The 13,443-nt window shown below is 70.7% G+C and carries 10 protein-coding genes; 4 read left to right on the top strand and 6 right to left on the bottom strand.

From position 1 onward, the window contains the following. Positions 1 to 10 precede the first annotated feature (10 nt). Positions 11 to 985: a MerR family transcriptional regulator gene (locus P3G67_RS19455; protein ID WP_276094572.1), complete on the top strand. Its 975-nt coding sequence runs from the start codon at positions 11 to 13 to the stop codon at positions 983 to 985. A 15-nt stretch (positions 986 to 1,000) separates the two neighbouring features. After that, positions 1,001 to 1,453: a hypothetical protein gene (locus P3G67_RS19450; protein ID WP_276094571.1), complete on the top strand. Its 453-nt coding sequence runs from the start codon at positions 1,001 to 1,003 to the stop codon at positions 1,451 to 1,453. A 107-nt stretch (positions 1,454 to 1,560) separates the two neighbouring features. On the opposite strand, the gene P3G67_RS19445 is transcribed toward P3G67_RS19450, so the two are convergent. After that, on the bottom strand, positions 1,561 to 2,445 hold the full coding sequence (locus P3G67_RS19445) for an LLM class flavin-dependent oxidoreductase (protein WP_276094570.1): 885 nt from the start codon (positions 2,443 to 2,445) through the stop codon (positions 1,561 to 1,563). A gap of 149 nt (positions 2,446 to 2,594) precedes the next feature. Between P3G67_RS19445 and P3G67_RS19440 the strand changes: the two genes are divergently transcribed. Continuing rightward, positions 2,595 to 2,834, top strand: a complete 240-nt coding sequence (locus P3G67_RS19440; protein ID WP_269855453.1) for a DUF1059 domain-containing protein — start codon at positions 2,595 to 2,597, stop codon at positions 2,832 to 2,834. Between the two features lie 110 nt (positions 2,835 to 2,944). Then, on the top strand, positions 2,945 to 3,850 hold the full coding sequence (locus P3G67_RS19435) for an HAD-IIB family hydrolase (RefSeq protein ID WP_276094569.1): 906 nt from the start codon (positions 2,945 to 2,947) through the stop codon (positions 3,848 to 3,850). A 147-nt stretch (positions 3,851 to 3,997) separates the two neighbouring features. On the opposite strand, the gene P3G67_RS19430 is transcribed toward P3G67_RS19435, so the two are convergent. The 5 genes from P3G67_RS19430 to hisC form a co-directional block, all read right to left on the bottom strand. Continuing rightward, on the bottom strand, positions 3,998 to 5,593 hold the full coding sequence (locus P3G67_RS19430) for a GAF domain-containing sensor histidine kinase (protein ID WP_276094568.1): 1,596 nt from the start codon (positions 5,591 to 5,593) through the stop codon (positions 3,998 to 4,000). A gap of 103 nt (positions 5,594 to 5,696) precedes the next feature. Further along, positions 5,697 to 9,308: a thiol reductant ABC exporter subunit CydD gene (gene cydD / locus P3G67_RS19425; RefSeq protein WP_276094567.1), complete on the bottom strand. Its 3,612-nt coding sequence runs from the start codon at positions 9,306 to 9,308 to the stop codon at positions 5,697 to 5,699. A 7-nt stretch (positions 9,309 to 9,315) separates the two neighbouring features. Then, positions 9,316 to 10,323, bottom strand: a complete 1,008-nt coding sequence (cydB, locus tag P3G67_RS19420; protein ID WP_269855449.1) for a cytochrome d ubiquinol oxidase subunit II — start codon at positions 10,321 to 10,323, stop codon at positions 9,316 to 9,318. A gap of 33 nt (positions 10,324 to 10,356) precedes the next feature. Next, positions 10,357 to 11,949 (bottom strand): cytochrome ubiquinol oxidase subunit I, encoded by a 1,593-nt coding sequence (locus P3G67_RS19415; RefSeq protein ID WP_276094566.1) that lies wholly within the window; start codon positions 11,947 to 11,949, stop codon positions 10,357 to 10,359. A gap of 260 nt (positions 11,950 to 12,209) precedes the next feature. Further along, a complete protein-coding gene (hisC, locus tag P3G67_RS19410) occupies positions 12,210 to 13,292 on the bottom strand; it encodes a histidinol-phosphate transaminase (protein ID WP_276094565.1) in 1,083 nt (360 codons plus the stop codon). Positions 13,293 to 13,443 lie beyond the last annotated feature (151 nt).

Here is a 13,443-nt window from a genome sequence, read left to right as displayed (position 1 = left end):
GCACGAGAAAGTGACGCGAGAGTCGCGGGGCACCCCGGGGCCACCGACCGGAACGGCCGCCGATCCGGCGTACCGCATCGAGGACCTGGCCCACGAGAGCGGCACCACGGTCCGCACCATCCGCGCCTATCTGGACCGAGGGCTGCTGCCCAAGCCCGAGCGGCGCGGCCGGGCCAACCTGTACGGAGACCTACACCTGGCCCGGCTCCGGCAGATCGCCGAGCTGCTGGAGCGTGGATACACCCTCGCCAGCATCAAGGAGCTGCTGGAGGCCTGGGACGCCGGTACGGGGCTCGGCGGAGTCCTCGGGCTGGTCAGCGAGGTGGACCGGCCGTGGTCCGATGAGCGCCCGGCGCGCATCGGGCGGGCCCAGCTCAGCGAGGCGTTCGGCGGCATCGCGGACGAGGAGGCCATCGCCGAGGCGGTGGAGCTCGGCGTACTCGAACCGGTGCCCGGCGCGGCCGACGAGTTCATGGTGCCCAGCCCGCAGGAGCTGGCGGTCGCCGCCGAACTCCACGCGGTCGGAGTGCCGTTGCCCGCGATCTCCGGTCACCTCAGGGAGTTGCGCGGGCAGGTCGAGCACATGGCCGAGCGGTTCATGGCGTTCACCACCGAGTACGTGTTCCAGCCGTACCTCGACCATCCGCCGACCGACGCGGAGGCCACCGAAGCCGCCGCGCTGGTGCGACGGCTGCGTCCGCTCGCCCAGCAGACCGTGGACGCGGAACTCGCCCGTGCGATGCGGACGTTGGCGACCCAGCTGGTGCAACGCCACCTCGGCCCGGAACATCAGCGACCGGAAGCGCGGCAGGAACCGGCGGCGCAGGAGCCACCGGCTCAGCCGCAGCACATCACCGTCACCCTGCCCGCGGCCACGGTGCGTTCGGTGCGGGCGTTGGTCGGCGCCCGCAACACGGCGGCGTTCATCGCCGCCGCCGCCGAACGCGAGGTCCAGGCACGCACCATGGACGGCTTGGTGCCATAGGCGAGGATGGTGCTCATGAGCCATCCTCAGCTGCCCAGCACCGAGGCCGCGGTCGTCGCGATACGCGAAACCGCGGCGGAGTACGGCCGCGAGGCGCGGGTCACCCATGACATCGGCGCGGACCGCTCCGCTCGCCGCACCGCGGCGGGTGCGTTCACGGTCACCGACCCGGACGGCGGCCTGCCGCACGAGGCGTATGTGGAGATCCCCGGTTCGCCGCATGTCGCGGTGGAGGTCTACTCCGAGGGAGACGTCAGGATCGTCGTCGACGGTGTCGAGTTCCACGACGTGCCGCGCGATTGCGCTCCCGCGTTCCTCACCGCCGTCTACACCAACCGCGCCTTCGTGAAGCTGACGTTCCTCCCACCGCACCAGCGCCTGGTCGTCCCGCTCCCGGGTGATGAGACGTACAAGGAGCCCATCTACCGCTCGGGGCTCACCTCTTGGCTGAGTGCCCGGGCCCGTTAGCCGCCGTTGCGACGGGAAGAGGCTCCCGCCGCAACGGCGAACAGCCGCAACGGCGCGGCCCGGCGTGCCGGAGAACCCAACCGGCGCCCCCGGGAAACCGCCGGAGGCTACAGCTGGGACAGCCCGTCCGTGGCGATCTTCTCGAAGACCGCCATGTCCGCCTCGAAGATCGAATCGGGGATCGGCCAGTGCACGACGATTTCGGTGATCCCCAGCTCCGCGTACCGGCCCGCGTAGTCCACGAAGGCGTCCACCGAGTCCAGCGGCCGCTCGCTCGTGGAGCCCTGGAGCAGGACGCGGTCCAGCTCCCGCGGATCGCGGCCGGACTCGGCGCAGGCCGCCTCCAGCTTCTCCATCTGCGCCCGCACCACACCAGGGCAGTCCGCCACCGGCACGTCCTTCGGCCCGCGCGGGTCGCCGTACGTCACCCACGCCTGCCCGTACCGGGCGGCGAGCCGCAGACCGCGCGGACCGGTCGCGGCGACCGCGAACGGCAGCCGCGGTCGCTGCACACAGCCGGGGATGTTGCGCACCTCGTGCGCCGAGTAGAACTCGCCCTCGTGAGTCACCACATCGTGGGTCAGCAGTTGGTCGAGCAGCCCGATGAACTCACCGAAGCGGTCGGCGCGTTCACGCGGCGACCACGCCTCGTTGCCCAGCGCGGTCGCGTCGAATCCGGTGCCGCCCGCACCGATCCCGAGCGTCACCCGACCCCCGCTGACGTCGTCCAGCGTGATCAGTTCCTTCGCCAGGGTCACCGGATGCCGGAAGTTCGGCGAGGTCACCAGGGTGCCCAGGCGCATCCGGGATGTGACCCCGGCCGCCGCCGTCAACGTCGGCACCGCCCCGAACCACGGCAGGTCACGGAAGCTGCGCCAGGACAGGTGGTCGTAGGTGTACGCGGTGTGAAAGCCGAGCTGCTCGGCACGCCACCACATCTCGCGCCCCTCCGACCAGCGGTGTACCGGGAGAATCACAGTGCTCAGTCGCATGCCGTCGACTGTAGGCGGCCCACCGCGCCAACCACGAACCGTCCGGAACCCGCCCGACGAGCCCGCGTGAAAAGCCACACCGCTGCGCGAGACGTCTAATTCGGACGGGTTTAACCTGAATAGCGTGGGTCGCCACCCAGGAGGCCGTCATGACCAGGAAAGTCGCGGACTGCAGCAAGTTCCCCAGCGAGTCGCACTGCACGATCGCCATCACGGGGGAAGAGGAGGAAGTGGTCCGGGTGGCCGTTGAGCACGCGGTCGCCGACCACCACCACAAGGACAGCCCGGAGCTGCGCCAGCAGATCCGCGGGATGCTCGTGGAGGAGATCATTCCGACCATCCCGAAGTCGGGACCGCCGCCTCCGGAAGGCGAGATATTCGATCTCTGATCCCGCCGCCATACGCCTTCCACCCTGCGGATACGCGTGGCCGGTCGCACTCGGTCGGCCCCTGCGCTCCACCGCCCCTCCCACGCACCCGTGCGCCGTCGTGCGCCACTATGGACCCCGTGACCTCGCTCTCCCGGCCCCCGCAGCCCTCCCGGTCCAAGCAGCAGCCTGCGCTACCCAAGCCGCCCCGGCTGATCGCCACCGACCTGGACGGCACCCTGCTGCGCGACGACCGCACGGTCTCCGCCCGGACCGTCGCCGCCCTGGCGGCGGCGGAGGCGGCGGGCATCGAGGTGTTCTTCGTCACCGGCCGTCCGGCCCGCTGGATGCATGTAGTAGCCACCGAGCCACTGGACGGCGACCCGGCCCGCCGCTCGTTCCTCACCAACGGCATCGCGATCTGCGCCAACGGCGCCGCCGTCTACGACCTCCACCGCGACCTGCTGCTGGAAGCCTTCCCGCTCGCCGAGCGGGACGCCCGCGCGGTGGTGGCCGCGGTACGGGACGCCGTACCCGGCACCTCTTTCGCGATCGAGCGGACCGGCGGCTTCCACTACGAGCCGCAGTACGCCGCGGCCTGGGCGGAGGCCGACTCCGTCGTGGGTCCCATCGAGGAGTTGCTGGAACTGGCCGCCGATCAGCCGGTGCTCAAGCTGCTGGCCAGGCATGACTCGGCCGACCCGGACGTGTTCCTGGCGGCGGCGCGCGGTGCGGCCGGCGAGCACGCGGAGTTCACCCGGTCCAGTCCCTCGGCGCTGCTGGAGATCAGCGGGGTGGGCATCAGCAAGGCCAGCACTCTGGCCCGCTGCTGCGCGGAGCGCGGGATCACCGCCGACGAGGTGGTCGCCTTCGGCGACATGCCGAACGACCTGGCGATGCTCGGCTGGGCGGGTACGTCGTACGCGGTGGCCAACGCGCACCCCGACGTACTCGCGGCCACCGTGCACCACACGGCCGCCAACGAGAACGACGGCGTGGCCCATGTGATCGAAGCGATCCTGGCCGACCACACGTAACCCCCGGCGGTGCGCAGGCTTGCCCCGGAAGGAACCCGGGAGTCCGGGGCTCTCTCGCCGGAAAAGGTCCCGGCCGCAGCGGCGAGCGACGACGAGGAACCGGCCCGCGGGAACCAGCCGCACCCACAGCCCCTCAACCGCCGGAGGCTAAAGCGGGGCCTCCCAGACCACGCGCGCCCCCACGCCGTCCGGCCCCTCCCCGTAGCTGCTGGAGCCGCCCAGGGCCTCCGCGCGGCGGGCGAGATTCCGCAGGCCGCTGCGCCGTCCACCCTCCGGGATGCCGACACCGTCATCGACCACCGTCAACCGCACCCCGCTCAACCCACCCGGCAGGGTGACCGTCGCATCCACATGGATGTCGATGCGAGAGGCACGCGCGTGCCGGAACGCGTTCGACAACGCCTCCCGCAGCGCCGCGATGAGGTTCTTCCCGGTCGTCTCGCTCACCAGCGCGTCCACCGCACCGGTGAACCGCACCGACGGCGCGAATCCCAGCGGCACCGAGGCCTGCCCGAGTTCCCGCAGCACGCGGGTGCGCAGCCCGGCGGGTGCGTCGGCGGGACCCTGCTGAAGGGCGAAGATCGCGGTCCGTACCTCCTGGATCGTGGCGTCCAGCTCGTCCGCCGCATCGCCGATACGTTCCCGCACGTCGGGAACCACCACCCGGCGCTGCGCACTCTCCAGCAGCATCCCGGTGGCGAACAGCCGCTGCACCACCAGATCGTGCAGATCGCGCGCGATCCGGTCACGGTCCTCGAAGACCGCGAGCCGCTCGCGGTCGCGCTGCGCGTCGGCGAGCACCAGCACCACCGCCGCCTGGTGCGCGAACTGCTCGGCCAGCCGCCGCTCGGTCTCGGAGAACGGCCTGGCCCCCCGCCTCCGCGGCAGCGCCAACGTGCCGATCACCTGTCCGCCACTGCTCAGCGGCAGCATCATGCTCGGCCCGAAGAAGCGGGAGACATCGGTGGTCATCCGCTCATCGGTCGCCGAGTCGGCGACGAACACCGGCTCGCCCGCGAGGAGTTGGGAGACGATCGGGCTGGTCGGCGCGACCACCGTGCCGAGCAGCGGCAGCGGCTCCTCGGTGGAGACCGCGACGATCTCCATTCCGAGGTCCTCGGTGGGCAGCAGCACCACCCCGGCCGCCGACTCGGCCAGCCGCCGCGCCTGGTCGGCGACCACCTGCAACGCCTCGTCCGCGTCGCTTCCGCTGACCAGCGCCGTGGTCACGGCGTTGACGCCGTCGATCCAGCGGTCGCGCTGCCGGGTGGCCTCGTACAGCCGGGCGTTGCCGATCGCCACGCCCGCCTGGGCGGCGAGGATCTGCGCGGTGTGCAGGTCGACGTCGGAGAACTCGCCGCCCTCCAGCTTCCCGGCCAGGTAGAGGTTCCCGAAGACGTTCCCGTCCACCCGCACCGGAACGCCCAGGACGCCGCACGGCGCGGGATCGTGGAGCAGCGCCTCCAGCAGCCCCTCGTACCCGTCCGGCAGCACACCGATGCGGTCGGCCACGTGCTGGTCGATGCCGTGTGTGACGACGTCGCGCAGCCCGTCCCCGTCCGGATCGATCACGCCGAGCGCCGCGTAGCGGGCGCCGACCAGTTCGGCACCGGTGAGGACGATCCGGCGCAACGTCTCATGGAGGTCGAGACCGGAGCCCACGGAGACCACGGCGGACAGCAGCTGAGGAAGCCGATCGCTCAGTTCGGTCAGCTCCCCGAGGTCACCTACGCGGTCCGCCATGCCCACGAGGGTAAATGGGACACTTTGGTATGAGAAGTCCCTAAAGAAGCTGTAAGTACGCTTTCCCCGGCATCAGACAGGCGGCGGAGCGCTGGGCGGCGCATTAACCCACCGGTATCGCCTCGCTGGCCCGTTCACGTTCCAGCAGGCCGCGGAACGGCCCCTCAGCGGCGGCCAGCTCCTGGTAGGTGCCGCGCTGCACCGCACGTCCATGATCGAGGACGATGATCTCGTCCACCGCACCGGGGGCCGCGAGCCCGGCTAGCCGGTGGGTGATCAGCACGGTGGTGCGGCCCTCGGTGGCCCGCAGCAGATCCGCGGTGAGCGCGTCGGCGGTGGGCAGGTCGAGGTGCTCGGCGGGCTCGTCCAGCACCAGTACCGGGAAGTCGGCCAGCAGTGCGCGGGCCAGCGAAAGGCGCTGCCGCTGTCCGCCGGAGATCCGCGCGCCATGCTCGCCGACGAGGGTGTCCAAACCCTCGGGCAGCGAGTCCACCCAGTCGAGTAGACGCGCGGCGGCGAGTGCGGCGCGCAACTGCGCCTCGTCCGCCGTTGGACGCGCCAGGCGCAGGTTCTCCCGCACCGAGCTGTCGAAGACATGGGCGTCCTGCGCGCACAGTCCGACCATGCGGCGCACCGCGTCACCGTCCAGCGCCGCCGCGTCGACGCCGCCGAGGGTGTAGCTACCGGCCGTCCGGTCCACGAACCGCAGCAGCGCCTGGGCGAGCGTCGTCTTCCCCGCGCCCGACGGCCCGATGACGGCGATCCGCCGCCCGGCGACAAGTTCCAGGTCGAGTCCGTCCAACGCCAGCCCCTCCTGACCAGGGTGCCGTACCGCCAGGTTCCTGACGTTGAGCGGGAACGGGGACGCGGGCGGAGCGGCGGGCTCCGCCGGTTCGCGCACCGGAACGGGAGCGTCCAGCACCTCGTCGACGCGCTCCGCGGCCCGGCGGCCACGGCGCCGGTGCAGCGCCGCCAGCGGCATCCCGGCAACGGCCTCGAACGCGGCGAGCGGAGTGAGGACGACAACGGCCAACTTCACCCCGGCCAGCCGGCCGTCGGCCACCGCCAGCACGCCCACATAAGCGCTGGCCGCGACGGTCAGACCGGTGATCAGCGCGCTGAGCCCGGCGCCCAGCGCGGTCGCCGCCGCCGAGCGGGCGGCGATACGGGTCAGCAGCCGGTCCGCACGTACCGTCCCTTCGAGTCGGCCGGGCAGCGCACCCGCGACCGTCAACTCCGCTGCACCGGAGAGCAGATCGACCACCCGGGTGGACAACTCGCCACGCGCGGGCGCGAGTTTGGCCTCCGTACGCCGGGACACCGCGGCGGCGAGCAGCGGAACGCCCACCCCCGCGGCCAGCAGACCGCCCGCGAGCACCGCGCCCGCCACCGGCAGCAGCCAGCCGACGAAACCGACGCATGCCGCGCTGACCAGCACCGCGGTGAGCGCCGGAAGCAGCCAGCGCAGGAAGTAGTCCTGTAGTGAGTCGACATCGGCGACCAGCCGGGAGAGCAGATCGCCGCGCCGGGTGCTCCGCAACCCGGCGGGCGCGAGCCGCTCCAGCCGTCGGTAGACGGCGGCGCGCAGGTCCGCGAGCGCCCGGAAGACGGCGTCGTGCGAGACCAGGCGCTCGGCGTAGCGGAACACCGCGCGACCGATGCCGAAGGCACGGGTAGCCGTGGTGGCCACCAACAGGTAGAGCACCGGGGGGTGTTGGGAGGCACGGGAGATCAGCCACCCCGAGGTGGCCATCAGCCCGACCGCGCTGCCGAGCGTGAGGGCGCCGAGGAGCACGGCGAGCGCGAACCGCGCACGTAGGGGGCGCGCCATTCGCCGCACGCGGGCCAACGCCCCAGACACGCTTGGTCCTTCGGGCGCGAGGTCCGTCACGTCTCCGGGCACGACGGTCCCGGCGGGGGCACCGGCGGCCTCCACTGGCCTGGCCGCAGCGCCGGTCGACGCCCCGGCCCCGCCTTCGGCGGAAAGCGGCGATCCCACGGCCCGGACACCCGGTCCCCGCGGGTCCACGGCAGCGTACTGCCCTTGGGCCCCGGCCGCCGCGGTCTCCCCCACCCGAACCACCCGGTCCGCGACCGCGAGCAGCGCCGGGCGGTGCACGACCAGGATCACGGTGCGCCCCTCGGCGAGCCGCCGGACCGCGTCCACCACGACCGCCTCGGTCTCGCCGTCCAGATTCGCCGTCGGCTCGTCCAGCAGCAGCAACGGGCGGTCGGCGAGGAACGCGCGGGCCAGTGCCAGGCGTTGCCGCTGTCCGGCCGACAGGCCCGCGCCGTCCTCGCCGAGCCGAGTGTCAGTGCCCCGTGGCAAGCTTTCGGTGAAGTCGAGGGCGTTGGCGTTCCGAAGCGCTTCGGTTACCTCCGCGTCGCTCGCTTCCGGGCGCGCCAGCCGGACGTTGTCGGCTATCGATCCGGCGAACAGGTAAGGACGTTGCGGTACCCAGGCGATCTGGTTTCGCCAACTGTCGGGACACAGGGAGGTGAGATCGGTGGAGTTGATACGAATACGGCCGGATGTCGGCCGGACGAAGCCCAACAGGGCGCCCAGCAACGTGGTCTTGCCCGCGCCGGACGGACCGGTGATCGCCACCGTCTCGCCGGGGCGGACGGTGAAGCTGGTCCGCGCAAGCGAGGGTTCGTCCCGCCCCTGATGGGTCACGGTCAGCTGGTCCACGCTGACCGTGGCGGCACGGGCGTCGGGAGCCGGGACCGTGCCCTCGGCCGGCGCCGGGGTCTCCAGCAGCGCGAACACCTCGTCCGCTGCGGCGAGTCCCTCCGCCGCGGCGTGGTACTGGGCGCCGACCTGGCGCAACGGCAGGTACGCCTCGGGTGCCAGGACCAGCACCAGCAGTCCGGTGTAGAGGTCGAGCCCGCCGTCGACCAGCCGGAAGCCGATGCCGACCGCGACCAGTGCCACCGAGATCGTGGAGAGCAGTTCCAGAGCGAAGGAGGAGAGGAAGGCGATGCGCAGTGTCGTGAGCGTCGCCCGCCGGTAGTCGTCGGTGATCCTGCGGATCGAGGCCGCCTGGGCCTTGGCCCGGCCGAAGACCTTCAACGTGGGCAGCCCGCAGACCACGTCGAGGAAGTGGCCGGACAGCCGGGACAGCAGCCGCCACTGCCGCTTCATCCGCGCGTCGGTGTACCAGCCGATCAGTGCCATGAACACCGGGATCAGCGGCAGGGTCACCACGATCACCAGCGCCGACTCCCAGTCGGCGGTGGCGATCCTGGCCAGTACGGCGACCGGTACGACCACGGCCAGGCCGAGTTGGGGCAGGTAACGCGCGAAGTAGTCGTCCAGGGCGTCGACTCCGCGCAGCGCGAGGGTGGTGAGTTCACCGATGCGCTGCGGGCCACCGCGCCCCGGGTCGGACGGCGTGGGAGCGAGCCGGGTGGCATGGGCGAGCAGTCGGCGGCGCAGTTGGGACTTGACGGAGGCACTGGTGCGGTGGGCGGCGAGTTCGGTGAGCCAGCCCACGGCGGCGCGGCCGATGGAGACTGCGATGAGGAGGGTTATGGCGGAAGCGAGTTGGGACGTTCCGTAGTGGTGCTGGAAGGCGCCGACCACGATCTCGGCGATGAGCATCGCCTGGGCGACGACCAGGCCCGCCCCGGCGAGGCCGAGGGCCACCGTCGCGGCGAGGAAGACGCGGGTGGTCCTGGCGTACCGGAGCAGGCGCGGGTCGACGGGTCGCACGGTGGCCTCAGTGGGTGATCGGGTCGGGTATGTGCTGGGTCCCGATGCGCTTGCGGAAGACCCAGTAGGTCCATGCCTGGTAGCCGAGCACGAGCGGCGTCATGATGCCCGCGATCCACGTCATGATCTTCAACGTGTACGGGCTGGACGACGCGTTGGAGACGGTGAGGCTCCACGCCGGGTTGGTGGTGGACGGCATCACGTCCGGGAACAGCGCCAGGAACAGCATGGCCACCACCGCCGCGATGGTCACCCCGGACAGCGCGAACGACCATCCCTCCCGGCCGAACCGGTTGCAGACCAGCGCCACGGCCAGTGCGGCCACGGCGACCACCAGCGCGACCAGGCTGCGCGCGTTGCCGCTGTGCGCCTGCGTCCAGACCAGGAAGGCCAACGCGAAGGCCGCGGCCACCAGTCCGAGGACACCGGCCATCGCACGCGCCCTGGCCCGTACGTCGCCGAGCGTCTTCAACGCCGCGAACACCGCGCCGTGGAAGGTGAACAACGTCAGTGTCACCGCCCCGCCGAGCAGCGCGTAGGGGCTCAGCAGGTCCAGGAGCGTGCCGGTGAAGTCCTTGTCCGCGTTGATCGGCACGCCCCGCACGATGTTGGCGAAGGCCACGCCCCACAGGAAGGCGGGCAGCAAGGAGGTGTAGAAGATCGCGTGTTCCCAGTTGCGCTTCCAGCGGGCGTCATCGCGCTTGGCCCGGTACTCGAAGGCGACGCCGCGCACGATCAGGCAGACCAGAATGATCAGCAACGGTAGGTAGAAGCCGCTGAACAGCGTGGCGTACCAGTCCGGGAAGGCCGCGAAGGTCGCGCCGCCCGCGGAGAGCAGCCAGACCTCGTTGCCGTCCCAGACCGGGCCGATCGTGTTGATCAGCACCCGGCGCTCCTTCTCGTCCCGCGCCAGCAGCTTGGTGAGCACGCCGATGCCGAAGTCGAAGCCCTCCAGGAAGAAGTAGCCGGTCCACAGAACGGCGATCAGCACGAACCAGACGTCGTGAAGGTGCATGGTCGTTCTCTCCCGATCTCTGCCGTACGCCGGTCAGTAGGCGAAGGCCATGGGCTTGTCGGACTCGGCGTCCTCGCCGCTGTCCGACCCGGTGCCGGAGCCGTTGGACGGGCCGCGCAGCCGCGGGTCGTCGGCCGGTGGCAGTTCGTCGGTGACCGGTCCCGCCTTGGCGTAGCGGACCATCAGCCGCACCTCGATGACCGCCAGGATCGCGTAGAGCAGCGTGAAGACGGACATCGAGACGATGACCTCGGTCTGGCTGACACCGGGGGAGACCGCGTTGCGGGTCTTCATCAGCCCGTAGACCACCCACGGCTGCCGTCCCATCTCGGTGAAGACCCAGCCGAAGGAGTTGGCGATCAGCGGGAAGCCCATGGTCAGGATCCCGATGCGCCAGGACCACTTGGTGAAGAAGGTGCTCATCTCCCGCCTGGGCGTGAGCATCAGGCGCGGTACGTCCTCCTCGCCGGTGCGGAACTCCGGCGCCAGCCAGCGCTTCCTTCGAGTGGTCCACAGTCCGATCAGTCCGGCGACGAACGAGGTCATCCCGAAGCCGATCATCAACCGGAAGCCCCAGAAGGTGACGAAGATGTTGGGGATGTAGTCGTCCGGCTTGCCGCCGTACCTGGCCGCCTCCTGCTTGGCGACGTCGTTGATACCGGGGACGGCCTCGTGGAAGTTGCTGTGCGCGAGGAAGGACAGGATGCCGGGGACGGACAGCTCCACGGTGTTGTGGCCCTTGCTGACGTCGCCGACCGCGAACACAGAGAAGGGCGCGGGCGCCTGGGTGTCCCAGAGCGCTTCGGCCGCCGCCATCTTCATCGGCTGCTGCTCGAACATGACCTTGCCCAGGGTGTCGCCGCTGACGGCGGTGCCGAGTCCGGCGACCACCGCGAGGACCAGGCCGGTGCGCAGCGAACTGCGCAGCGCGCCGATCCTCTTGCGGTCCTTGTCCGTCGTCGTCTCGCCCGCGTTCTGCCGCCGCTTGGCCTTCCACAGGTGGTACGAGGCGATACCCACGACGAACGCGGCGCCGGTGAGGAAGGAGGCGGTGAGCGTGTGGAAGGCCTGAACGAGCGTGGTGTTCTGGGTGAGGACGGTCCAGATGCTGGTGAGCTCGGCCCGTCCGGTGTGCGGGTTGATCCGGTAGCCGTTGGGGTGCTGCATCCAGGAGTTCGCGGCCAGGATGAAGTACGCCGACAGCACGGTGCCGACCGACACGATCCAGATGCACGCGCAGTGCAGTTTCTTCGGCAGCTTGTCCCAGCCGAATATCCACAGTCCGATGAAGGTGGACTCGAAGAAGAAGGCGATCAACGCCTCCATCGCCAGCGGGGCGCCGAAGACATCGCCCACGAAGCGGGAGTAGTCCGACCAGTTCATACCGAACTGGAACTCCTGCACGATGCCGGTGACCACGCCCATCGCGATGTTGATGAGGAAGAGCTTTCCCCAGAACTTGGTGGCGTGGAAGTACTTCAGCTTCCCCGTCCGCACCCACGCCGTCTCGAACCCGGCGGTGATCGCGGACAGGCTGATGGTGAGCGGGACGAAGAGGAAGTGGTAGACGGTCGTGATGCCGAACTGCCACCGGGCCAGTGTCTCCGGGGCGAGAGCGAGGTCCACGTCGCGTCTCCTTACCTTGGCGCGCGGGTGAGCTTGTGAACGCGTTCACATTCACAAGCAATTATGTCTCAGCTTGTTTCGGCTCTTGACAGCGGGGTGGGTGACACTCTTCACACGGCGCTGGCAGCCGTTTCAACCGACTACCTGGGGCGGGAACGCATCAGGGGCGCGCCGTATCGGCGCACCCCTGACGTAACGTTTCGCCCGCGTTCCGCTTCGCCGGGCGGTCATCGGGGCCTTTGTCGGCCCCCTACAACTTCCTACAGCTCCCCGCGGAACTCCGCCGCCGCCCGCAGGAACAGGTCGTTGGCCTCCCGCTCACCGATCGTCGCCCGGATGCCCTCCCCCTGGAAGGGCCGCACCACGACCCCGGCGCGCTCGCACGCCGCCGCGAAGTCCAGCGTGCGGTCGCCGAGCCGCAGCCAGACGAAGTTCGCCTGTGTCTGCGGCACTATCCAGCCCTGCTCGGTCAGTTCCTTGCTGACCCGGGTGCGCTCGGCGACCAGCGCCTCCACCCGCTCCAGCAGCGCCTCCTCCGACCGCAGCGACGCCACCGCCGCGTCCTGGGCCAGCTGGCTCACCCCGAACGGCACCGCGGTCTGCCGCAGCGCCGCCGCCACCGGTTCGTGCGCGATGGCGAAGCCGACCCGCAGCCCGGCGAGCCCGTACGCCTTGGAGAAGGTGCGCAGCACGCAGACGTTGGGGCGGTCCCGGTACAGCTCGGCGCCGTCGGGCACCTCGGCGTCGCGGATGAACTCGCGGTACGCCTCGTCCAGCACCACCAGCACGTCGGACGGCACCCGGTCCAGGAACCGCTCCAGCTCGGCGCGGCGCACCACCGTGCCGGTCGGGTTGTTGGGGTTGCACACGAAGATCAGCCGGGTGCGGTCGGTGATCGCCTCCGCCATCGCGTCGAGGTCGTGTACCTCGCCCTCGGTCAGCGGCACCGGTACCGCCGTGGCGCCGGAGATCTGCGTGATGATCGGGTACGCCTCGAACGACCGCCAGGCGTAGATCACCTCGTCGCCCGGCCCGGAAGTGGCCTGCAGCAGCTGCTGGGCCACGCCCACCGATCCGGTACCGGTCGCGATGTGCGTCTCCGGCACGTCGAAGCGCTTCGCCAGCTCGGCGGTGAGTCCGGCGCAGCCCATGTCCGGGTAGCGATTGAAGGAGCGCGCGGCCTCGGCCACCGTCTCCATCACACCGGGCAGCGGTGGGTAGGGGTTCTCGTTGGAGGACAGCTTGTAGGCGGGCGCGCCGGTCCCGGAGACCGCGGGCTTGCCCGGCTTGTACGCGGGGATGCCGCGCAGGGCGGCACGGAGCCTGGGTTGTGCTTCTGTCACCGTAGGTCCTCCTCGACCATCCCGGGGGTACGGGCGACCAGTGGCGGCCGTCCGTACTGCCACGCCGTACTCAGCGGCTGCTCACACCCGCTGCTCACACCCTAAGAGGGGGCGTGCGCCCAACGGGAGGGGTGATGTACCCCGGCGTACG

Origin of the sequence: Streptomyces silvisoli (assembly GCF_029269905.1) — a bacterium.
GTDB lineage: Bacteria > Actinomycetota > Actinomycetes > Streptomycetales > Streptomycetaceae > Streptantibioticus_A > Streptantibioticus_A silvisoli_A.
The sequence above is the reverse complement of the archived record's forward strand: the minus strand, read 5'-3'. Positions and strand labels throughout refer to the sequence as shown.